Genomic DNA, 19,968 nt, shown 5'->3' with positions numbered 1-19,968 from the left:
GAGTGCCGCGGGGGACGCCCCGGACGCTAGGCGCCCGCCCGACCTGGTGTCGGGCGGCCGCCTCGCGCGTCGTCTTCGTAAGGTCGTAAGGGGGAACAGCTCAGCTCGCGGCGCACCGCGGCAGGTCCGCGGTGTCTCCCGAACGGATCTTCTTGAGGGCCTTCAGCGCGTCGTCGATGGTGTGCACCTTCACCAGCCGCAGGCCGTCCGGCACGTCCCGGGCCGCCGTCGCGCAGTTCTCCTTGGGCGTGAGGAAGAAACGGGCCCCGGCCTCGCGGGCGCCGATCGTCTTCATCTCGATCCCGCCGATCGGACCCACGACGCCCTTGTCGTCGATGGTGCCGGTGCCCGCGATGAACTTCCCGCCGGTCAGGTCGCCCTCCTTGGACACCCGGTCCACGATGCCGAGGGCGAACATCAGCCCGGCGCTCGGCCCGCCCACATCGGCCAGCTTGATGTCGATCTTGAACGGGAAGGTGTAGTCGATCCCGGCCTGGATGCCGACGATGGCCCGGCCGCCCGTGGCCTTCTTGGTGGTGATCGAGATCAGCTTCTGCCCGGTCGGCTTCTTGCCGCTCTTCTCCGCCGCCGCGGCCTGCTTGGCGGGGACGATCGAGAAGGACACCCGCTCGCCGGGCTTGTGCTTGGTGACCAGCTTGGCGACATCGCCGGGCTCGCGCACCTCGGTGCCGTCCACCGACTTGATCACATCGCCCGCGTGCAGCTTGCCCTGGGACGGGCTGCCCTTCACGACGGCGCCCACGATCACCTGGGAGGTGACCTTCCGGTTCAGCGCCCGGAGCGCCGCGACCTTGGCGCTCTCCTGAGATTGGCTGAATTCCTCGGCGTTCTGCTGATTCACCTCGTCCGGAGTCTTGTCGTCCGGGTAGAGGGTGTCGTGCGGCACCACCACATTGTCGTGGGAGAGCCAGCCGTAAACGGCCTCCACGAGGTTCATCCGGTACTCGGATCCGGTGACCCGGACCGTCGTCATATTGAGGTGGCCCCCGGCGGTCTCACAGCCTTTGTGGTCCGAGATCTGCAGCACGCACTCGCCGTTGTGTTCGCCCAGCGTGTTGTAGGTCGGCCCCGGCGACATCTCCGCGTACGGCACCGGAATCAGCACACCGGCGCACAGCAGCGCGATCAGCATCAGGAGGGAGGCGAGCATCGTCGCGGTGCGGCGTGGCATGGAACGACAGTACGGGACGGGTCCGTCAGTCCACTCCCGGGGCCGTCCGTACGAGGGGCCGGACGTCAGGCGGCCGCGTCCGTTTTGGAGGGCCCGCGTTCCATGGCCTCACGGAACCGTGCATATCCGGCCAGTTCCTCGACGTCCCCGACGTTCTTGCGGTTGTTGCGCGCGGCCCAACCGGCATAGAGCGTCGCGGCTATCACCGCGAGAACGGGAATGAGCAACCAGAGAAGCGCTCCCATAGCGGCCTCCCGACCCCTTTTAAGCACCGCGACTGACAGATGAGCAGATTAACCCTCTGCGAGGTCAACGCTCGCGGCAGGGTGGGAGTTACGCAAGTGGAGTACACCATTCCGAGTGGACTCCATGACGTAACCGTTATCCCGCCCCACCGGACGCTGTCCGTATCGCGTGCCCTCTAGATCCCCACCCATTCCTCGGTGCCGTCCGCGAATGTCTGGTGCTTCCAGATCGGGACCTCGCTCTTCAGGTCGTCGATCAGGCGGCGGCAGGCGGCGAAGGCCTCCGCGCGGTGCGGGCACGAGACCGCCACCACGACGGCCAGATCGCCCACCACCAGATCGCCGACCCGGTGGACGGCGGCCAGCGCCCGCACCGGGAAGTCGGCCGCGACCTTCTCGGCCACCCGCCGCAGCTCGGCCTCGGCGCTCGGGTGGGCGGAGTAGCCGAGGGCGCCCACATCCGCGCCCCCGTCGTGATTACGGACGGTGCCCACGAAGAGCGCCGTACCGCCCGCCGCGGCGTCGCCGACCGCCCCGAACACCTCGTCCACCGACAGCGGGGTCTCGCGGACCGCGAGCAGCCGGATGGGGTCGGCTGCCGCGCCCTCACCGGGGTGATCGTACGTATGTGCCATGTCGTCCATCGTGCCGTATCCCCTGGGCATCCCTAGCCGCGACCGCTAGCGGCGGCGCGCCTTGCGGGCGCGGCGCACGATCGCGGCGGTGCCCACCAGGGCGACGGTCGCGCCCGCGGCGCCCAGCGTGGTGGCGTCCTTGCGGCCCAGCCGCCGCCCGGCGACCGTATGCCGCCCGGAGACCTCGTCCAGCAGCTCGGCCAGCACCTCTTCGTTGGTCCACTGGGGCCGCCAGCCCGCCGCGTGCAGTCGGCTGCCGCTGACCGCCCAGGGGTGCATCGTGTACGCGAGGTCCCCGGCCGGGGACGGCGTCAGGCCCAGCCGGTGCAGCCGGGAGGCGGCGCCGAGGGCGACCGCCGACGGCAGCTCCATGCGCCGGATTCCGGACAGCTCCTCCACCTCGTCCTGCTCCAGCCAGCCGTCGCAGCCGACCGCCAGCTCCCCCTCGACCTTCTCCAGCGCGGCGTACTCCAGCGCGCTGACCAGGTCTTCCATATGGCAGAACTGCCAGGTGGGACGGGATCCGGCGACCACCAGCAGCCGGGGCGACTCGAAGTAGCGGGTGAGCGCGGTGTCCGTGCCGCCGACCAGGATGGCCGGGCGTACGACGGTCACATTCAGCCCCGGGTGCGCCCGGGGCGCGCGCTCCCCCAGCCGCTCGATCTCCAGCAGGTCGCCGACGCCGGTGGCCTCGGCGGTGGCCCGCAGCTCCGCGTCCTCGGCGAGCGGGACGTCGTTCTCGGGGAGCGCGCCGTAGACCATCGCGGAGGTGCACAGCACCACCCGGTGCACTCCGGCGGCCGCGGCCGCGGTCAGCACGGTCTGGGTGCCGCGCACGTTGTAGGCGGTGCGCGCGGCAGGGTCGGTCTCCAGGTCCAGGTCGACGGCGAGATGCACGACGACGTCGGCGCCGCGCAGCTTCTCGGCGATGGCCGGATCGCGCACGTCCAGCACATGCCACTGCGCCTCGGTCACCTCGCCGCGCCGCTCGTCGAGGGCCAGCACCTGTTTGATCTCTTCGGACTCCGCGAGCCGCTGCGTGAGCAGGGCGCCGGGGCCCGAGGCGGCACCGGTGACCGCCACGACGGGTCGTCGTGCGGTACGGGCCGTATCGTTTCGCGCAGCGCGAACTTCTCGGTCTGGGGAACTCACCGGGCGTCTCCAGCGGTTGTCTTCAGTACGCAGCGCGTGCACACGTACGTACCAGGTAACGCCCATCCTGCCGCAGCGCGGCGATCAGCGAAGCACTGAGCCCGTAAACCGGCGAGGTGTCTAGGCTGGGTGGTGATGTCGGGCATCCGCCGCCGGTTAGTGGCCGGTGGCCCAACGAGCCGAGGAACCCCGTGAGTGACACCCCATTCGGATTCGGCCTTCCGCCGGAGGAGCCGGAGGACGGCGACGACGGTAAGAAGAAGGGCGGCCAGGGCGACGAGCAGGGCCCCGCGAATCCCTTCGGGTTCGGCGGGGCGGGCGGCCCGGCGGGCGCGGGCGGCGCGGACAATCCGTTCGCCGCGATGTTCGGCTCGCTGAACCCGAACGACCTGGGCGCCGCCTTCCAGCAGCTCGGGCAGATGCTCTCGTACGAGGGCGGCCCGGTGAACTGGGAGATGGCCAAGGACATCGCGCGGCAGACCGTCGCGCGCGGCACCGCAGACGGCACCAAGGACGAGAGCGTCGGCCCCGCCGACCGCGCCGCGGTCCAGGAGGCCGTGCGCCTGGCGGACCTGTGGCTGGACGGGGTCACCTCGCTGCCCTCGGGCTCGGGCACCGCCGTGGCGTGGAGCCGCGCCGAGTGGGTCGAGGCGACGCTGCCGGTGTGGAAGGACCTGGTCGACCCGGTCGCCGAGCGGGTCGGCGCCGCCATGGGCGACGTCCTGCCCGAGGAGATGCAGGCCATGGCGGGCCCGCTGCTCGGGATGATGCGTTCGATGGGTGGCGCCATGTTCGGCACCCAGATCGGGCAGGCGCTGGGCGTGCTGGCCGGTGAGGTGGTCGGCTCGACCGACATCGGGCTCCCCCTCGCCCCGGCGGGCAAGGCCGCGCTGCTGCCGGTCAACATCGCCGCGCTCGGCTCCGGCCTCGGCGTCCCCAAGGACGAGGTGCGGCTGTATCTGGCGCTGCGGGAGGCCGCCCACCAGCGGCTGTTCTCGCATGTGCCGTGGCTGCGCTCGCATCTGTTCGGTGCCGTCGAGGGATACGCCCGGGGCATCAAGGTGGACACGGCGAAGCTGGAGGACGCGGTCGGCCAGCTCGACCCGACCCACCCCGAGCAGCTGCAGGAAGCGCTGCAGCAGGGCATGTTCCAGCCGGAGGACACCCCGGAGCAGAAGGCCGCGCTGGCCCGTCTCGAAACGGCCCTCGCGCTGGTCGAGGGCTGGGTGGACGCCGTGGTGCACGCCGCCGCCAAGCCTCATCTGCCGTCCGCGGACGCCCTGCGCGAGACGCTGCGGCGCCGCCGGGCGAGCGGCGGACCCGCCGAGCAGACCTTCGCCACCCTGATCGGCCTGGAGCTGCGTCCGCGCCGGCTGCGGGACGCCTCGCGGCTGTGGGCGTCGCTCACCGACGCGCGCGGCGTGGACGGGCGCGACGGGCTGTGGGAGCACCCGGACATGCTGCCGACGGCCGAAGACCTCGACGACCCGGACGGCTTCGTCCACCGCGAACAGCTGGACTTCTCCGAGCTGGACAAGATGCTCGGCGAGGCGGCGGGCGGTGAGGACCGTACGAAGGGCTCGGACGACCGCTCCGAAGACCGTTCTGAGGACCGCTCCGAGAACCGTTCTGACGACGGTGGCGATAAGGACGAGCGGGGCGACGGCGAGAAGTGAGCCTCCATAAGGAAGCGGCGCGGGCCCTTGAGCAGTGGCCCGCGCCCGACGCCGACCAGGAGCGGCTGCGGCGGGCGTACGGCGACCATCTGGCCGCGTACCCCGACGGCATGTGGAAGGCGTGCGGCGACGGGCATCTCACGGCGAGCGCGCTGGTGATCGACCCGCCCCGGGAGCGCGTCCTGCTCACGCTCCACCGCAAGCTGCGGATGTGGCTCCAGATGGGCGGCCACTGCGAGCCGGGGGACGCCACCCTGGCGGACGCGGCGCTGCGGGAGGCCACCGAGGAGTCGGGCATCGCGGGGCTGACCCTGCTGCCGGGCGGGCCGGTGCGGCTCGACCGGCATCACACCCCGTGCGCCTGGCATCTGGACGTGCAGTACGCGGCGGTGGCCCCGCCGGACGCGGTGGCGGCGATCAGCGACGAGTCGCTGGACCTCCGCTGGTTCGGCTACGACGAGGTGGCGGACGTGGCCGACGCGTCGGTGCGCCACCTGGTGGCCCGTACCCGCGCGCTGGTCTGAGGAGCGCGCGGGCACGGACCGGGTGGCGTCGTCGGTGACCGCCTGACGGCCGTCAGTTGCTGAAGATGTTGCCCTGGTTCTGCCCGCGGGCCCCCTGCTGGCCCATGCCGAACTGGGCGGCCGCGCCGCCGCCGATCGTCGCGTTCTGCGGCGGCAGCAGCTCGCTGGGCTGGACGAGGGCGTAGCCCTGGCCGAGGAAGCTCAGCTCCCAGCCCTCCCCGGTGCTGCCACGACGGCGCCACACCCCGGAGGAATGCGTCTGCGCCTGCATCTGGACGCGCAGCGAGCTGGACCACGCGACGATCGCGTCCGCGTCGGCGTTGACGTACTTGTCCGGGGTCACCTGGAGCATCAGCGGCTTGCCCGAGGTCATGAGCGCGACCTTGCCCCGGCCGGAGATGTTGAGGTTGTACTTGCCGGAGCCGGTGATGCCGAACTGGCTGTCCACCGCGATCGACTCGTAGTGCAGCGTCGAGTCGAGCGCCAGGACGTACGCGCTGTCGACCGTGAGGCCGTCGTGGTCCACGTCCACCACATGGACGTGCTGGGCGAGGTTGGCGAGGTAGACCGTGCCCTGACCCGAGCAGCGCATCAGATCCAGGCCCTCGCCGGTGCGGGCGCGGGCCCGCCGCTGCCCCGGGGTCTGGTACTCGCCGTCGAACTCGATCAGCCCCTGATAGGCGACCATGCTGCCCTTGCGGGCGAGCACGTCCTCATGGCCGGTGAGCGCGACCCGCAGCATCTTGCGGTTCTGCAGCGCGTAACGTTCCTCGGTCTGGGCCTCGGTGAAAGCGAAAAGCGGGCTCTGCATGTGTCCTTCTCCCCCTCAGCCCCGGGCCCGGAGCCGGTCGGTGCTGTCCTCGCTGGGCTGTACGACGACGAAGCCCTGCCCGGAGAAGCCGAGCTGGTACGCCTCGCCGCTGCCCCGGCCGATCAGGGACGACGCCTTGAAGCTGCGCTTGCCCTTCACCTTGAGACCGCTGGACCAGGCGACGAGCGCGTCCGGATCCACATAGGTCTCGTCCTCGCCGCGGCCGCAGTCGACGACGATCGGGGTGCCACGGGAGGTCAGCGCGACCCATCCGGTGCCGGAGACGCCCACGTTGAACAGGCCCTGCCCGGCGAACTTGGCGATGCCCTTGACGCGTTCGACACCCCACTGGAGGTGGGCGTCGAAGGCGAGCAGATTGGTGCCGTTGACGGAGAGCGCGTCGCCGTTGAGATTGATGCAGACGACGTTAGCCCCGTAGTCGGCGAGATAGAGCAGCCCGTCACCGCTGCACCGCATGAGCGGCGCGCCCTCGCCGGTCAGCCACTGGGACGCCATCTGGCGCACCGCCGGAGGGTTCGGCTCGTACTGCACGAAGCCCTCGTACGCCACCATCGAACCGGTGCGGGCGAAGAGGTCCTGGCCGCTCTGCATGGCGACCTTGAGCATGCTGCTGCCGTGGTTCTCCATACGGGCCGCGACCGGGGTGGCGGCGAAGCCCGAGATCATTTGCTGGTCCATGACGGGCTCCTTCAGACCTCGTAGGGCTGGACGACGATGAAGTTGCCGGGCGCACCGCGGAACTGGAGGTTCACGGTCTCCCCGCTGTGGCCGGGGTAGGCGCTGCGGCGCAACCGCACCTGGCTGGAAATGATCACCTGCGCACCGGCGGACCAGGCCACGATGGCGTTGCTGTCGGCGAAGGTCGTCGGGGTGACGGGGAGCACCACGGGGGTGCCCTGGGTCTTCACGATGACGGTGCCGGTGCCCTGGAACTGCATGGTGAACAGCGCGCCGCCGGGGATGCCGTGGCCCTCGATGCGGCGCACCTCGTGCTGCAGCGACTCGTCGAAGGCGAGTACGTTCTCGGCGGAGACGCAGATCGCGTCGCCCTGCAGCTCGATCGGGTGCAGCTCGGCGGCGTTCTCCGCGAGGAAGACCTGGCCCTGGCCACTGCAGCGCATCAGCTGCATCTCCTGGCCGGTCGCGTTGCCGACGATCCGGCTGCGGGCGCCCGCGCCCTTGTAGCTGAAGTCGACCTTCCCCTGGTAGAGCACCATGCTGCCCTGGCGGGCGAGCACCGGCTGGCCGTCGACGCCGAGGTCTACCCGCATCATGCGCGGGTTCTGCGGCGTCCAGCGCTGGCCGGTGGCCGACTCGCGGTACTGGGCGAGCGCGGCCTGCACGCCGGGGGCGCCGCCGCCCTGCGGCGTGGCCATGCCCTGGGGCACGGTCCCGCCCGGGGGCTGACCGTACGGGGCGGGCTGGCCGGGGTACGGCTGCCCGGGAGGCTGCTGGCCGAATTGCGGCTGCTGGCCGGGGTACTGCCCGGGCGGACCGGGAGGCGGGGGCACCTGGCCGGGCGGGCCGGGAGGCGGTGCCTGACCCGGCGGCACGACCGGCGCGGCGAGCGTCGGCGCCGCGTGCACCTGCGGCGACCCCGGCGCGGGCTGCGGGGCCGGGGGCTGCGGCGTGCCCTGGGGCGGGGTGCCCTGGGGTGCGCCGAAGGAGGGGGCGGGAGCGGGCTGCTGCGGTTGCGGTGCGGGCGGGGCGGCGGGGGCCGGTGCGGGCGCTGGCGCCGCCGGGGCCGCGAAGCCCGGGGCGGGAGCCGCCTGGCCGGGCGGCGCGAATCCGGGGGCGGCGCCCTGCACGGGCTCCGGCGCGGGCTCCTCCTCGGCGACCTCGCCGCCGAAGTTCTTGAGCAGCGCGTCGAGTCCGCCGTCGAAGCCCTGACCGACGGCGGCGAAGCGCCAGACGTCCTTCAGGTAGAAGTCGCCCAGCATCACCGCGCGCTCGGTGCTGAACTCCGCGCCGGTGAAGGCGTACCGGGCCACCTCCTCGCCGCCCGCGACGATCCGGATGTAACCGGGGCCGACCTGCGACATCTGGCCCGCGCCGTCGATGGTCGCGGTGAAAGAGAGCTTCTGGACGGACGGCGGAATGCTGTCGAGCGTGACCCGGAACGACTCGGTGTCACCCGCCTGCGCTCCGAGCTGCTGTATCGCTTCTTCAGGCGATTTGGGCTGATTGAAGAAGATGAAGTAGCGGTCGTCCGAGAGCCGTTCATCCGCGTCGAGGCCGAAGCAGCTGATGTCGAAGCTCAGCCCCGGTCCCGCGATCTGCACGCCGACGTACAGATCCCTCCCGGCCGTCAGGTCGCTGATCTTGGCCTTGTGGCCGCGCTGGAATTCCCTGGCCATACGTAACGACCGTCCCCCATCCCGAACCGATGAATGCTTTTGCGCGCCAGGCTAGTCGCTGCCGCTGACAAAAAACGACGCCGGGGAGGGCGGTGTGGTTCCTCAGCCCGGTTCCGTACCGGCGCCCGGCAGATGCGGCAGTCGCCCGGCGGCCACCACGCCCTCCAGATAACCCCGGGCGCGCTCGGTGCGCGGGTACGCCTCCAGCAGCTCCCAGAAGCGGGGGCCGTGACCGGGCACCAGCAGATGGGCCAGCTCATGGACGAGGACGTAGTCCACCACGTACTCCGGCATGCCCTTGAGCCGGTGCGAGAGCCGGATGCTGCCCTCGGCCGGGGTGCACGACCCCCAGCGGGTGTTCTGGTTGGTGACCCAGCGGACCGAGGCGGGCCGGGCCCGGCCGCCCAGATACTGCTCGGACAGCCACTCGGCGCGCGCCGCCAGCTCCGTGTCGCCCAGCATGCGCTTGCTCTCCTGCGCCGCGAGCTTGTCCAGCATCACGCCGACCCAGCGCTGCTCCTCCGCCTCGGACATCCGGGCGGGGATAAGGACGATGGTGCGGTCGCCCTCACGGTACGCGGAGACGGTCCTGCGCCGGCGCGAACTGCGGCGGACCTCGACCGCGCTGGTGCCCGAGCCTCGGTTTTTCGGGCTCGGCGGGCTCGGCGGACTCGGGGCGGTGCGCGGTGAAGGATCGGCGGGCACGCCCCGACGTTACCCGCTGGCAGCCGGGGAAGTCCTGCCCTCGCACGCGGTTGCGGGGCGAACCACCCCTCGGCGTTCACGGCTTGTACGACTATCAACACAGCCTGTGGATAACTTTCGGCGGCGGGTGGGCGGCCGGGCGCATGCTGAGAACCGTTCGACGCGGCGATGCGGCATCGGCGGGTGCGGCACATCGCCCGGCACGTGATGCGGCTCGCCGGGCGGCACATCGCTCGGCACATCGACGAAGGGGGACGGCGATGCATCCCATGCTGAAGCCCGCGCTGCGGCGCGGCTGGCGGAGCCGGGACACGGTGCAGTTCGGGGTGGCCCGGGCGCACGCGGTGGTGGTGGGCCCGCTGGATACGGCGACGGGCAGCTTTCTGGAGCTGCTCGACGGCACCCGTGGGCTGCCCCTGCTGCGGGAGGAGGCCCAGGCCCTGGGGCTGCCGGAGGGGCGGGCCGACGCACTGCTGGACCGGCTGACGGCGGCCGGGCTGCTGGACGATACGAGACCCGGCGGCGCGGCGGGGGCCACGGCGAGCGTCCCCGGCGCGGTCCTCGACCGGCTGCGGCCGGACGCGGCGGCGCTGTCGGTGCTGCGTCCGGAGCCGGGGGCGGCGGCGCGGCTGCTCGCCGCCCGGCGGGCGACGCGGGTGCAGGTGCGCGGCGCGGGCCGAGTCGGGGCGGCGGTCGCCGCGGCGCTCTCCTCCTCCGGGGTCGGGCAGGTCGATGTGGTGGACGGCGGCTGTGTCGAGCCGTGGGACGTGGCGCCCGGCGGGCTGTCGGCCGAGCAGATCGGAGAGCGGCGGGAGGTGGCCGCCCGCAGGCTGGTGCGCCGGGCGGCGCCGGGCCCGCGGCCTCGCCCGCGGGCCGGGGACCCCCCGCCCGGCGGGGAGCCGGGGCTGGCCCTGGTGGTGATCGCCCCGCGCGACGGTCTCGCGGCGTACGCACCGGATCCGGCGGCGGCCGAGCCTCTGCTCGCCTCCGGCACACCCCATGTGTACGCCGGGGTGATCGAGAACACCGGGGTGGTGGGACCCCTGGTCCTGCCGGGCCTCACCTCCTGTGCGGGCTGCGCCGCCCGGGCGCGCGCCGATCGGGAGCCGGTGTGGCCGCGCATGCTGGCCCAGTGGCGGTCCGGCCGCCGTGGTGCGGCACCCGCCTGTGACACGGCGCTGGCCACAGTGGTGGCCGGGCTCACCGCCTCCCGGGCGCTGGCCTTCCTCGACGGCGGGCTGCTCCTCGACGGCGGGCTGCCCGGAGGCGCGGCGGCCCGCTGGGAGCTGGCGCTGCCTGCCCTCTCCTGGCAGGCCGAACGGATCGATGCGCATCCCGGATGCGAGTGCGGAGCGGCCGGGCGGGATGATGCGGTATACGCCTCGGCCGCGGAGAGACCGCACGCCACAATGTGCGGGTGACCGACGTCCGCGGAGTGGGCGACGGGGGTCCGGGAGGCTGCTCCCGGGATGGCTCAGCTGTAGTTGGAGGGCGCATGTCCGATCTGCCGCGCAAGGCGATCACCCGCACCGCCAAACTGGCGGCGCTGCCCCTGGGATTCGCGGGGCGCGCCACCTGGGGGCTGGGGAAGCGGATAGGAGGACGACCGGCGGAGATCGTCGCGCGTGAGATGCAGACGCGCACCGCCGAGCAGATGTTCAAGGTCCTCGGCGAGCTCAAGGGCGGGGCGATGAAGCTCGGGCAGGCGATGTCGGTCTTCGAATCGGCGCTGCCCGAGGAGATCGCCAAGCCCTACCGGGCGGCTCTCACCAAGCTCCAGGAGGCCGCGCCGCCCATGCCCAGCGGCACGGTCCACGCGGCGCTGGAGGAGCGGCTCGGCCCGGAGTGGCGGGAGCTGTTCCTGGAGTTCGAGGACAAACCGGCGGCGGCCGCCTCGATCGGGCAGGTGCACCGCGCGGTCTGGCACGACGGGCGCCAGGTCGCGGTCAAGGTGCAGTATCCGGGGGCGGGTGAGGCGCTGCTGTCCGACCTCAGCCAGCTGAGCCGGTTCGCCCGGGTGCTGGGGCCGCTGGTGCCCGGCATGGACATCAAGCCGCTGATCGCGGAGTTGCGCGACCGGGTGGCCGAGGAGCTGGACTACGAGCTGGAGGCGGAGTCCCAGCGCGCCCACGCGGTGGAGTACGCCGAGGACACGGAGATCGTGGTGCCCGAGGTGGTGCACCAGAGCGATCAGGTGCTGATCACCGAGTGGATGGAGGGCATACCGCTCTCCGAGGTGATCGCCGAGGGCGAGCCCGAGCAGCGCGACCGGGCCGGTCAGCTGCTGGCCCGCTTCCTGTTCTCGGGAGCGTCCCGCACCGGCCTGCTGCACGCCGATCCCCACCCCGGTAACTTCCGGCTGCTCACCGAGCACGCCCCGGACGGGCCGCCGGAGGAGTGGAAGCTGGGCGTCCTGGACTTCGGTTCGGTGGACCGGCTCCCCGGAGGGCTTCCCGAGCCCATCGGCATCGCGCTGCGGATGGCGCTGGAGGGCGACGCCGCGGGGGTCTACGACCTGATGCGGGGAGAGGGATTCGTCAAGCCGACGATCGAGCTGGACCCGGACGCGCTGCTGGAGTTCCTGCTGCCGATGCTGGAACCGGCCCAGGTCGACGCGTTCCACTTCGAGAGGCAGTGGATACGCGGCCAGGCGGCGCGGATGGCCGACCGCGGTTCAGCCGTCTACGAGCTGGGCAACCAGCTCAATCTGCCGCCCGCCTATCTGCTGATCCACCGGGTGACCCTGAGCACGATCGGAGTGCTGTGTCAGCTGGGTGCCACGGTGCGGCTGCGCGATGAGCTGGAGGCCTGGGTAACCGGCTTCGCCGCCGAGCCCGCCGAGCCCGAGGAAGGCGACGAGCCCGCCGAGCCCGACGAAGGCGCCGAAGGCGACACAGGCGAAGCGGCCGACGAAGCCGAAGCGGCCGCCGGGGCGAGCAAGGGCGCGGAGACCTCGGCCTGACAACCGGGACGGCCGAAGGGCCGGCCCGCGTCGGACCGGCCCTTCGTCTCGAAGCCCGGGTTTCGAAGCCTCGCAGCGTCAGGACATGACTGCGGTGGCCAGCGCCCTCCGGGCGCGGAGCGAGGCCCGCTCCGCACGGCGCTGCATGCGCATATGCGCACGCGCCAGGGCTTCTGGGATGAGTTGCATTTCTCGGGTCCTGTTCTGGCGCGACTCGGGCGCGCCGGAGTGATGGCGTGTCGGGGTGTCGGAGACCGGTGTGGTCATCGTCTGGACCTGCTTCATGGGGTCGTGCGTCGCTGGGCGATCAATGGTGCCGGGGGTGCTCATGCCGCGACCGGGTTCTTGCGCGGGCGGCCACGCGGCCGCTTGCGGGCCACTACGACCCCCTGGACGAACAGCTCGCCGCCCCAGACGCCCCAGGGCTCACGACGGTCTTTGGCCCCGGCGAGGCAGGCCTCGCGCAGCGGACAGGTCTGACACAGCGACTTGGCGTACTCGACGTCGGCCGGAGACTCGGCGAAGAAGACCTCCGGGTCGTAGGAGCGGCACGGTACGGCTTCGCCCAGGTTCTCGATGGCGTCATCGAGCTCGGTGAGGGCGGTGAGGGGGGTCAAGGGGTCCTCCGAGGAGTCAGGCGGTCGGTTCAGGTCGGTCTTTGCGGACGGGGCGTGTGCGTTGAGTTGCACGGTGGTGTGTTCCTCGTCTGTCGGTCCGGCTCGTGGCCGGGCTCTGGCAAATCAAAAGGACCGCGGATCCCGGTGTGGGTTCCGCGGCCCTGGAAGGTGCCGACCTGATCCTGAATCAGGCTGGATAACTCCAGGGTTCGAGCCTGCGGAGGGCCCACGTCTTGTGGTGCTGCTGCGTCGTCCGGGTTCCGGCACCATTGGCCGCCAGGGCATAGGCGAATGCCCGTGCCGCTGCCGCTACCGCAGGTGCCTCGGTCGGTCGCTCGCTGCGCTCGCTGAGACGCGCTTCATTGGCGCCGGACATACCGGTGCCGGGAAGCGAGGAGCCGAGCGGGCAGGTGGCGAGGACCGAGCGATCGGTCATTTTGATGGTCTCGATGAAGCTGATCATTGGTCTCCGCCTCCTCTCGGCGTCTCAGGGGACCAGTGCGAACCGGTCCGGACTTACGTAGTACAACACGGATTCCTCGGTTCCCGGAAGGGCCGTTGTCTCCGTGCTCGGAAGGCTATGGGTATGCCGTCCGCGCGCGCAAACTATTTTTCCGTCGAGTTTTCCGCAGGGTCACCCGGTTGGGTTCCTCCGCCCTCGACGCCCTCGTCACCGTCGTGCGCCCCGGGCAGTTCCCGGCCCGCGCAGAGGGCGAGAACGTCGGCGCCGAACCTGCCGAGTTTCCGTCTTCCGACACCAGAGATGCCCGACAGCTCCGATTCGGTTCCCGGCACGGCCTCGGCAATGGCGAGCAGTGTCTTGTCGGTGAAGACGCAAAAGGCGGGCTGGCCCAGCAGCCCGGCCTGCTCGGCCCGCCACTCATGCAGCCGCTCGTACAGCGCCTCGTCCAGCTCGGAGGGGCAGTCCTCGCAGCGCATCAGCTTCATCTCGCCCGCGTCCGTCAGCGTCCTGCCGCAGACCCGGCAGTGCACCGGGGTGCGCCGCTTGCGCACCGGGGCGCCCGGAGCGGCGCCGCGCTCGATCCCGCCGCCTCCGCCGGGCATCCGGGCTGCGGGCGCCGCGGAGCCGGGCCGCAGCCCGTTCAGAAAGCGGGTGGGCCTGCGGGAGGCGCGGCCGCCGGGGGCCCGGGAGAGCGCCCACGACAGGCTCAGATGGCGGCGGGCCCGGGTGACCCCCACATAGAGCAGCCGCCGCTCCTCCTCGATCTGCTGATCGGTCTTGGCGTAGGTGATCGGCATCATGCCCTCGGTCAGCCCCACCAGGAAGACCGCGTCCCATTCCAGGCCCTTGGCGGCATGGAGTGAGGCGAGCGTCACACCCTCCACGGTCGGGGCGTGCTGGGCGGCCGCCCGGTCGTCCAGCTCCGCCACCAGATCGGAGAGGGTGGCCCCGGGCCTGCCCCGCGCGAAGTCCTCGGCGAGCCGCACCAGGGCGGCCAGCGACTCCCAGCGGTCGCGGACCGCTCCGGATCCGGCGGGGGGCTCGGGCGTCCAGCCGCGGGTGCCGAGGACGGCCCGCACCTGGGACGGGAGGTCGTCGTCGGAGAGCACCGGGTCGGCGCTTCCGGCGCGGGCCGCGCCCCGCAGGAGCATCCCCGCCTCGCGGACCTCGGGCCGCTCGAAGAACCGCTCGGCGCCGCGCAGCTGATAGGGCACCTGGGCGTCGGCCAGCGCCTGCTCGTACAGCTCGGACTGGGCGTTGACCCGGTAGAGGACCGCGACCTGACTGGGCGGCACACCGGCGCCGCCCTGCGCGACCGGCGTGATCAGCTCGCGGATCCGGCGGGCGGTGGCCTCGGCCTCGGCGGGCTCGTCGGCGTAGGCGCTGTAGACCGGCTCGGGGCCCGCGTCGCGCTGCGACACCAGCTCCAGCCGGTGGTCCGCGGCCCGGCCACGGGCCTGGGACAGCAGCCCGTTGGCCAGGTGCACGACCTGGGGGGTGGAGCGGTAGTCACGGATGAGCTTGACCACCGTGGCGCCGGGGTGCCGGGTGCGGAAGTCCAGCAGATGGTCGGGGGTGGCGCCGGTGAAGGAGTAAATGGTCTGGCTGGCGTCGCCGACCACGCACAGGCTCTGCCGGTCGCCGAGCCACAGCTCCAGCAGCCGCTGCTGCAGCGGGCTGACGTCCTGATACTCGTCGACCACGAAGTGCTGATACTGGCTGCGCACCTGATCCGCGATATCCGGCCGCTCCTCCAGCACGCCGACCGTGAGCAGCAGCACATCCTCGAAGTCGATCACGCCTCGGTCGCGCTTCAACTGCTCGTACCCGGCGTAGATCCGGCCGATCTCGGCCGCGTCCCGAGGAGCCTCCCGGCCGGACTTGGCGGCCACCGCCGGATAGTCCTCTGGCACGGTCTGGGTGACCTTCGACCATTCGATCTCGCCGGTCACATCCCGCAGCTCGTTCCGGTCCAGCCGGACGCGGCAGCGCGCGGCGGCCTCGGCGACCAGCTGCACCTTGCGCTCGGCCAGCCGCGGCACGTCCCCGCCGACCGCCTTGGGCCAGAAGTACTGAAGCTGGCGCAGCGCGGCCGAGTGGAAGGTGCGCGCCTGCACACCGCCCGCACCGAGCTGCCGCAGCCGCCCGCGCATCTCGCCAGCGGCGCGGTTGGTGAAGGTGACGGCCAGCACACTGGCGGGCTGGAGGATGCCCGCGCGCACCCCGTAGGCAATGCGGTGGGTGATCGCCCGGGTCTTGCCGGTGCCCGCCCCGGCCAGCACACACACCGCCCCGTGCAGGGCCGTCGCCACCTCGCGCTGCTCGGGGTCGAGCCCCTCCAGCACCGCGTCGGCGTCACGCGGCGTGGCCGCGTAGGCGCCCGTCGTGGAGGCCTGCGGGAAGAGAGTGGAGTGCGTTGCTGGTGTCACCCCGCCATGCTGCCAGGTCCCCCGGGACCACCGCGCAGGTTGTCCACAGCCGTGACCATGCGGTCATATGAACGCCGGGAATGAGCGACGGAAGATGAACGTTCACTCTTTGCCCACCCCACGACCCCGAGGAGAGCGAAGACCGATGTCCGGCACTGTGACGATGTACAGCACCACCTGGTGCGGCTACTGCCGCCGCCTCAAGGGCCAGATGGACCGCGAGGGGATCACGTACACCGAGATCAACATCGAGCACGACCCGGAGTCCGCGGCCTTCGTCGAGAAGGCGAACGGTGGCAACCAGACGGTGCCGACTCTGCTTGTGGTTCCCCCCAACGGCGGCGAGGACGTCGTCATGACCAACCCGAGCCTCGCCCAGGTGAAGGCGGCCCTTCAGAGTGCCTGACCCCCTGCCGCATGAAGCCCCCTGCCGCACCCCGCGGCAGGGGGCTTACTCGTTGTCTCCTGGACTCTCCTGTCGGCCGGGGGGAGGTGCGGCGGCGATGATGGTGTTGAGCAGCGCGCGGGACGCCTGTAGATCCTCTATGGCGCGACTGATGCGCTCGTCCTCGCGGCGCAGCTGGGCGCGCAGGTCCGGGCAGGTGGGGACGAGGCGCTCGTCGTCCGTGCTGACGCACGGCAGGACCTGAGCGATGAGAGCGGTCGGAAGGCCTGCCGCCAGCAGATGGCGAATGCGGCGCACCGTCTCGACGTCCGCGTCGCCGTAGACGCGGTAGCCGCTGGGCAGCCGCTCAGGGGTCAGCAGTCCTTGCTGCTCGTAATAGCGCAGCAGCCGCTCATGGACCCTGGTGCGCCGCACCATCTCCTTCATGCGCATACCACTCGCCCCATCCCTGCCCCCGTGCGCACGCCGCGACTTGACTCTGACACCGGTGTCGGAGTTTAGCGTCGGCGGCATGACCACTGATCACGCGCTTCCCGCCGCCCACCTCGACGTCCTCGTGCGGGGGCGCGGGCCCGCGCTGCTGCTCGCCCACGGTGCCGGTGGCAGCATCGAGGGAAACTTCGGCCTCGTCCTCGACGACCTCGCCCGGGACTACACCCTCGTCGGCCCGCACTATCCCGGAGCGGGTGGTTCCGCCGTGGCCGTCGAGCCCCTGGAGCTGGACGATCTCGCCGACCTCCTGGTCGCGGCCGCCGTAGCGGCCGGGCAGGACTCGTTCGCCGTCCTCGGGGAGTCCCTCGGCAGCGCCGTCGCCGTCCGGATCGCCACCCGACACCCCGACCGGGTCCGGGCCCTCGTCCTCACCGCCGGTTTCCCCACCACCGACCCCGTCCTGGCGCTCGCCGCCCAGCTGATCAAGTCCCTCGCGGCCGCGGGCCAGTGGGACGACATCGCACGACTCGCCCTCCTGTCCTGCATGTCCCCGGCGGACCTGGCGGACCTCGAACCGGCCGACCTCGACGCGCCAGTGGCCCAGACCTTGTCCACGATGCCGCAGGGCATGCTGGACCACTTCGACCTGGTGTCCCGCGTGGACGTACGGGCCGACCTGGGGAAGGTGTCCGTACCCACCCTGGTGGTGGTGCCGACCGGTGACCGGCTGGTGCTGCCCGAAAGCTCGTACCGCCTGGCGGCCGGGATTCCGGGCGCCCAGCTGATCGAGCTGCCGGGCGCCGCCCACATCCTGAACGAGGCGGATCGGGCGACCTGGCTCCAGCACGTCCGCGCGTTCCTCGCCGCTCTCCCCACCACCTCGGCCTGAGCGTCCGGCCGCGGTCACTCGCGCGGGTGACGGGTCAGCCGCGCGGTAGCGGTTCGCCGTACCAGAGTTCGATCAGGCGGGCCGCGATCGAGATGCCGGAGGGGGGCAGCACCTCGCCGGACTCGATCGCGGTGCGCAGGTCGTCCCGGGAGAACCAGCGGGCCTCGTGGATCTCCTCGCCGTCCACCTGGATCAGGGAGGACGTGGCCCGGGCCATGAAGCCCAGCATCAGGCTGGAGGGGAAGGGCCAGGGCTGGCTGGCGACGTACTCGACCTCGCCTACGGGTACGCCCGCCTCCTCGAACACCTCGCGGATCACCGCCTGCTCGATCGACTCCCCCGGCTCCACGAAGCCCGCGAGCGTCGAGAAGCGGCCCTCCGGCCAGTGCACCTGGCGGCCCAGCAGCGCGCGGTCCAGGTCGTCCGTCACCAGCATGATCACGGCGGGGTCGGTGCGCGGGTAGTGCTCGGCGCCGCAGGCCGGGCAGCGGCGGATGTGGCCCGCCGCCGCGATCACCGTGCGCTCGCCGCAGCGGGAGCAGAAGCGGTGCAGCCGCTGCCAGTTCTCCAGGGCGACCGCGTGCACCAGCAGCCCCGCGTCGCGCTCGGACAGCAGCGAGCCCGCCTCGCGCAGCCCCGCGGGGCGCGCCGACTGGTCCATGCGGCCCGGCAGGGTGTCCTTCTGCAGCGCGAAGTAGCGCACCCCGTCCTCGTCGGTGCCCAGGAAGTAGCGGTGGGTCTCGGTGGGCGGGGCCTCGAAGGCCGGGGTCATGACCAGCTCGGTACGGCCGTCCGGAGTGTCGTCGACCAGCGCCTGGCCTCCGGAAACCACGAAGACCCGCGTCGTCGGGTGGCTCCACGCCGCGGCCAGCCACGCCTCGTCCAGTCGGTGGTGCGCCGCGCGGTCGATGCCGCTCGGGGCGCTGAGCGTGATCGGCCGGGTGGCGGCGCGCTCGGTCCAGGTGGTCACGGCTGCTTCCAACTTCCCCTGCGAAACGGGTGGTTTACGAACATACGAGGGCTATACGGGTCCATTCTCCGCGAGATCGGCCCAGAGGTGGGCGGCCGTCTCGGCGCCCTTCACGAGCAGGTCCAGCTCGACCTTCTCGTTGGGTGCGTGCCAGCCGTCGGACGGCACCGAGATGCCCAGGAAGAGCACCGGAGCGCCCAGGACGTCCCGCAGGTCGGCCGCCGGTCCTGATCCGCCCTCGCGGGTGAAGCGGATCTTCTGGTCGAACGCCCGCCCCATGGCCCGTACCAGGGACTGGAGGGCGGGGTGGTCCAAGGGGGTCAGACAGGGGCGGGTCGCGCCCCAGAAGGTGATCTCGTGCCGGATCCCGGCCGGGAGGGATGCCGCGACCCACTCCCGTACGGACCGCTGGATCTGCTCCGTGTCCTGACCGGCCACCAGCCGGAAGGACAGCTTGAGCTGGGCGGCGGACGGCACGATCGTCTTCCCGCCCGGGCCCTGGTAGCCCCCGGCGATGCCGTTGACCTCGGCGGTCGGGCGGGCCCAGATCCGCTCCAGGGTGGTGTACCCGGTCTCGCCGAGCAGGCCGTGCGAATGCGCGGTGCGCAGCCAGCCCGCCTCGTCGAAGGGCAGCTCGGCGAAGAGTTCGCGCTCGCGGTCGGTCAGCTCCACGATGCCGTCGTAGAAGCCCGGGACGGCCACCGTGCGGTCGGCGTGGTGGAGCGCCGCGGCCAGCCGGGCGGCCTCGGTGGCGGGGTTGGGCACCGCGCCGCCGAAGGAGCCGGAGTGGATGTCCTGGTCCGGCCCGTACAGGTCGATCTGGCAGTCGGTGAGGCCGCGCATACCGGTGCAGACGGTCGGGGTGTCCTCGGACCACATGCCGGTGTCGGAGACGATCACGGTGTCGCAGACGAGCCGGTCGGCGTGCGCCTGGATCAGCTCGGGGAAATGCGGGGAACCCGACTCCTCCTCGCCCTCGATCAGCAGCTTGAGGTTCACGGCGGGCGCGGTGCGGCCGGTCGCGGCCAGATGGGCGCGCACGCCCAGGGTGTGGAAGAGGACCTGCCCCTTGTCGTCGGCGGCGCCGCGCGCGTACAGCCTGCCGTCCTTGACGACCGGGTCGAAGGGGTCGGTGTGCCAGCCGTCCTCGCGGGCGGCGGGCTGGACGTCGTGGTGCCCGTAGACGAGCACGGTGGGGGCGTCCGGATCGCCGGACGGCCAGGCGGCGAACACCGCCGGGGCGCCGGGCGTCTCCCAGATCTCGACCTCCGGGAAACCGGTCGCGGTGAGGTGCGCCGCGAGCCACTCCGCGCTGCGGCGGACGTCACCGGCGCGCGCGGGGTCGGCGGATACGGAGGGTATGCGCAGCCAGGCGCCGAGGTCGTCGAGGAAGGCGGTGTAGTGGCCGTCGACGAAGGCGCGGACGGCGTTGTCCGTGTCCGGGGTGGTGCTCATGGATGTGAGCCTATCCGGCGCGCGGAA

General features: G+C 72.0%; 21 protein-coding genes. 6 read left to right on the top strand and 15 right to left on the bottom strand.

Going from position 1 to position 19,968, the window contains the following annotated elements:
• Positions 1 to 100: 100 nt before the first annotated feature.
• The 4 genes from ACFV9T_RS37725 to ACFV9T_RS37710 all read right to left on the bottom strand — a co-directional run bounded on the left by ACFV9T_RS37725 (position 101) and on the right by ACFV9T_RS37710 (position 3,224).
• A complete protein-coding gene (locus ACFV9T_RS37725; RefSeq protein ID WP_385447115.1) occupies positions 101 to 1,192 on the bottom strand; it encodes a PDZ domain-containing protein in 1,092 nt (363 codons plus the stop codon).
• Positions 1,193 to 1,257: 65 nt separating this feature from the next.
• The gene (locus tag ACFV9T_RS37720) at positions 1,258 to 1,437 is read right to left on the bottom strand and encodes a hypothetical protein (protein WP_385447113.1); all 180 of its coding nucleotides are present in this window, start codon (positions 1,435 to 1,437) and stop codon (positions 1,258 to 1,260) included.
• A gap of 176 nt (positions 1,438 to 1,613) precedes the next feature.
• Entirely contained in the window at positions 1,614 to 2,072 is a 459-nt protein-coding gene (locus ACFV9T_RS37715) for a molybdenum cofactor biosynthesis protein MoaE (RefSeq protein WP_385447111.1), read from the bottom strand.
• A 45-nt stretch (positions 2,073 to 2,117) separates the two neighbouring features.
• Positions 2,118 to 3,224, bottom strand: a complete 1,107-nt coding sequence (locus ACFV9T_RS37710; protein WP_385447109.1) for an SDR family oxidoreductase — start codon at positions 3,222 to 3,224, stop codon at positions 2,118 to 2,120.
• Between the two features lie 191 nt (positions 3,225 to 3,415).
• Between ACFV9T_RS37710 and ACFV9T_RS37705 the strand changes: the two genes are divergently transcribed.
• Both ACFV9T_RS37705 and ACFV9T_RS37700 read left to right on the top strand, forming a co-directional pair.
• Positions 3,416 to 4,900, top strand: a complete 1,485-nt coding sequence (locus ACFV9T_RS37705) for a zinc-dependent metalloprotease (RefSeq protein WP_385447107.1) — start codon at positions 3,416 to 3,418, stop codon at positions 4,898 to 4,900.
• Positions 4,897 to 5,424, top strand: a complete 528-nt coding sequence (locus ACFV9T_RS37700; RefSeq protein WP_385447106.1) for an NUDIX domain-containing protein — start codon at positions 4,897 to 4,899, stop codon at positions 5,422 to 5,424. Before ACFV9T_RS37705 ends, ACFV9T_RS37700 begins: the two co-directional genes overlap by 4 nt.
• 52 nt (positions 5,425 to 5,476) lie before the next feature.
• Here ACFV9T_RS37700 and ACFV9T_RS37695 read toward each other — a convergent pair whose 3' ends face one another.
• From ACFV9T_RS37695 to ACFV9T_RS37680, 4 genes are all read right to left on the bottom strand, one after another.
• Entirely contained in the window at positions 5,477 to 6,235 is a 759-nt protein-coding gene (locus tag ACFV9T_RS37695) for an AIM24 family protein (RefSeq protein ID WP_385447104.1), read from the bottom strand.
• A gap of 15 nt (positions 6,236 to 6,250) precedes the next feature.
• Positions 6,251 to 6,934 carry an AIM24 family protein gene (locus tag ACFV9T_RS37690; RefSeq protein WP_358626116.1) on the bottom strand — a complete coding sequence of 228 codons (684 nt, stop codon included), beginning with the start codon at positions 6,932 to 6,934 and terminating at the stop codon, positions 6,251 to 6,253.
• 11 nt (positions 6,935 to 6,945) lie between these two features.
• On the bottom strand, positions 6,946 to 8,613 hold the full coding sequence (locus tag ACFV9T_RS37685) for a TerD family protein (protein WP_385447102.1): 1,668 nt from the start codon (positions 8,611 to 8,613) through the stop codon (positions 6,946 to 6,948).
• A gap of 102 nt (positions 8,614 to 8,715) precedes the next feature.
• On the bottom strand, positions 8,716 to 9,318 hold the full coding sequence (locus tag ACFV9T_RS37680; protein WP_385447100.1) for a M48 family metallopeptidase: 603 nt from the start codon (positions 9,316 to 9,318) through the stop codon (positions 8,716 to 8,718).
• A gap of 260 nt (positions 9,319 to 9,578) precedes the next feature.
• Here ACFV9T_RS37680 and ACFV9T_RS37675 point away from each other — a divergent pair, with 260 nt between their 5' ends.
• Both ACFV9T_RS37675 and ACFV9T_RS37670 read left to right on the top strand, forming a co-directional pair.
• Positions 9,579 to 10,739: a ThiF family adenylyltransferase gene (locus tag ACFV9T_RS37675; protein WP_385447098.1), complete on the top strand. Its 1,161-nt coding sequence runs from the start codon at positions 9,579 to 9,581 to the stop codon at positions 10,737 to 10,739.
• Between the two features lie 74 nt (positions 10,740 to 10,813).
• The gene (locus ACFV9T_RS37670) at positions 10,814 to 12,280 is read left to right on the top strand and encodes an ABC1 kinase family protein (protein WP_385447096.1); all 1,467 of its coding nucleotides are present in this window, start codon (positions 10,814 to 10,816) and stop codon (positions 12,278 to 12,280) included.
• Positions 12,281 to 12,358: 78 nt separating this feature from the next.
• On the opposite strand, the gene ACFV9T_RS37665 is transcribed toward ACFV9T_RS37670, so the two are convergent.
• The 4 genes from ACFV9T_RS37665 to ACFV9T_RS37650 form a co-directional block, all read right to left on the bottom strand.
• Positions 12,359 to 12,610 (bottom strand): hypothetical protein, encoded by a 252-nt coding sequence (locus ACFV9T_RS37665; RefSeq protein ID WP_385447094.1) that lies wholly within the window; start codon positions 12,608 to 12,610, stop codon positions 12,359 to 12,361.
• Positions 12,607 to 12,969 (bottom strand): WhiB family transcriptional regulator, encoded by a 363-nt coding sequence (locus tag ACFV9T_RS37660; protein WP_385447092.1) that lies wholly within the window; start codon positions 12,967 to 12,969, stop codon positions 12,607 to 12,609. Before ACFV9T_RS37660 ends, ACFV9T_RS37665 begins: the two co-directional genes overlap by 4 nt.
• 115 nt (positions 12,970 to 13,084) lie before the next feature.
• Positions 13,085 to 13,360, bottom strand: coding sequence for a hypothetical protein (locus ACFV9T_RS37655; RefSeq protein ID WP_385447090.1), 276 nt, complete (start codon positions 13,358 to 13,360; stop codon positions 13,085 to 13,087).
• Between the two features lie 143 nt (positions 13,361 to 13,503).
• On the bottom strand, positions 13,504 to 15,789 hold the full coding sequence (locus tag ACFV9T_RS37650) for an ATP-dependent DNA helicase UvrD2 (RefSeq protein WP_385447089.1): 2,286 nt from the start codon (positions 15,787 to 15,789) through the stop codon (positions 13,504 to 13,506).
• A gap of 145 nt (positions 15,790 to 15,934) precedes the next feature.
• Between ACFV9T_RS37650 and ACFV9T_RS37645 the strand changes: the two genes are divergently transcribed.
• Complete coding sequence (locus tag ACFV9T_RS37645; protein ID WP_385447088.1) at positions 15,935 to 16,195, top strand: glutaredoxin domain-containing protein; 261 nt, start codon at positions 15,935 to 15,937, stop codon at positions 16,193 to 16,195.
• A gap of 45 nt (positions 16,196 to 16,240) precedes the next feature.
• Here ACFV9T_RS37645 and ACFV9T_RS37640 read toward each other — a convergent pair whose 3' ends face one another.
• Positions 16,241 to 16,627 carry a MerR family transcriptional regulator gene (locus ACFV9T_RS37640; protein WP_385447086.1) on the bottom strand — a complete coding sequence of 129 codons (387 nt, stop codon included), beginning with the start codon at positions 16,625 to 16,627 and terminating at the stop codon, positions 16,241 to 16,243.
• Positions 16,628 to 16,706: 79 nt separating this feature from the next.
• Between ACFV9T_RS37640 and ACFV9T_RS37635 the strand changes: the two genes are divergently transcribed.
• Positions 16,707 to 17,516, top strand: a complete 810-nt coding sequence (locus ACFV9T_RS37635; protein ID WP_385447085.1) for an alpha/beta fold hydrolase — start codon at positions 16,707 to 16,709, stop codon at positions 17,514 to 17,516.
• Between the two features lie 34 nt (positions 17,517 to 17,550).
• On the opposite strand, the gene nudC is transcribed toward ACFV9T_RS37635, so the two are convergent.
• Both nudC and ACFV9T_RS37625 read right to left on the bottom strand, forming a co-directional pair.
• Complete coding sequence (gene nudC, locus ACFV9T_RS37630) at positions 17,551 to 18,486, bottom strand: NAD(+) diphosphatase (protein WP_385447083.1); 936 nt, start codon at positions 18,484 to 18,486, stop codon at positions 17,551 to 17,553.
• A 51-nt stretch (positions 18,487 to 18,537) separates the two neighbouring features.
• Positions 18,538 to 19,941 (bottom strand): dipeptidase, encoded by a 1,404-nt coding sequence (locus ACFV9T_RS37625; RefSeq protein WP_385447081.1) that lies wholly within the window; start codon positions 19,939 to 19,941, stop codon positions 18,538 to 18,540.
• Positions 19,942 to 19,968 lie beyond the last annotated feature (27 nt).

This window comes from Streptomyces sp. NPDC059850 (assembly GCF_042731515.1).
GTDB lineage: Bacteria > Actinomycetota > Actinomycetes > Streptomycetales > Streptomycetaceae > Streptomyces.
The sequence above is the reverse complement of the archived record's forward strand: the minus strand, read 5'-3'. Positions and strand labels throughout refer to the sequence as shown.

What these genes read in the sequence shown, in the direction of transcription:
- ACFV9T_RS37690 (WP_358626116.1), bottom strand. Translation starts at nt 6,934, where the DNA reads ATGGACCAGCAAATGATCTCGGGCTTCGCCGCCACCCCGGTCGCGGCC.
- ACFV9T_RS37665 (WP_385447094.1), bottom strand. Translation starts at nt 12,610, where the DNA reads ATGAGCACCCCCGGCACCATTGATCGCCCAGCGACGCACGACCCCATG.
- ACFV9T_RS37695 (WP_385447104.1), bottom strand. Translation starts at nt 6,235, where the DNA reads ATGCAGAGCCCGCTTTTCGCTTTCACCGAGGCCCAGACCGAGGAACGT.
- ACFV9T_RS37725 (WP_385447115.1), bottom strand. Translation starts at nt 1,192, where the DNA reads ATGCCACGCCGCACCGCGACGATGCTCGCCTCCCTCCTGATGCTGATC.
- ACFV9T_RS37655 (WP_385447090.1), bottom strand. Translation starts at nt 13,360, where the DNA reads ATGATCAGCTTCATCGAGACCATCAAAATGACCGATCGCTCGGTCCTC.
- ACFV9T_RS37635 (WP_385447085.1), top strand. Translation starts at nt 16,707, where the DNA reads ATGACCACTGATCACGCGCTTCCCGCCGCCCACCTCGACGTCCTCGTG.
- ACFV9T_RS37625 (WP_385447081.1), bottom strand. Translation starts at nt 19,941, where the DNA reads ATGAGCACCACCCCGGACACGGACAACGCCGTCCGCGCCTTCGTCGAC.
- ACFV9T_RS37685 (WP_385447102.1), bottom strand. Translation starts at nt 8,613, where the DNA reads ATGGCCAGGGAATTCCAGCGCGGCCACAAGGCCAAGATCAGCGACCTG.
- ACFV9T_RS37645 (WP_385447088.1), top strand. Translation starts at nt 15,935, where the DNA reads ATGTCCGGCACTGTGACGATGTACAGCACCACCTGGTGCGGCTACTGC.
- ACFV9T_RS37715 (WP_385447111.1), bottom strand. Translation starts at nt 2,072, where the DNA reads ATGGCACATACGTACGATCACCCCGGTGAGGGCGCGGCAGCCGACCCC.
- ACFV9T_RS37720 (WP_385447113.1), bottom strand. Translation starts at nt 1,437, where the DNA reads ATGGGAGCGCTTCTCTGGTTGCTCATTCCCGTTCTCGCGGTGATAGCC.
- ACFV9T_RS37670 (WP_385447096.1), top strand. Translation starts at nt 10,814, where the DNA reads ATGTCCGATCTGCCGCGCAAGGCGATCACCCGCACCGCCAAACTGGCG.
- ACFV9T_RS37675 (WP_385447098.1), top strand. Translation starts at nt 9,579, where the DNA reads ATGCATCCCATGCTGAAGCCCGCGCTGCGGCGCGGCTGGCGGAGCCGG.
- ACFV9T_RS37640 (WP_385447086.1), bottom strand. Translation starts at nt 16,627, where the DNA reads ATGCGCATGAAGGAGATGGTGCGGCGCACCAGGGTCCATGAGCGGCTG.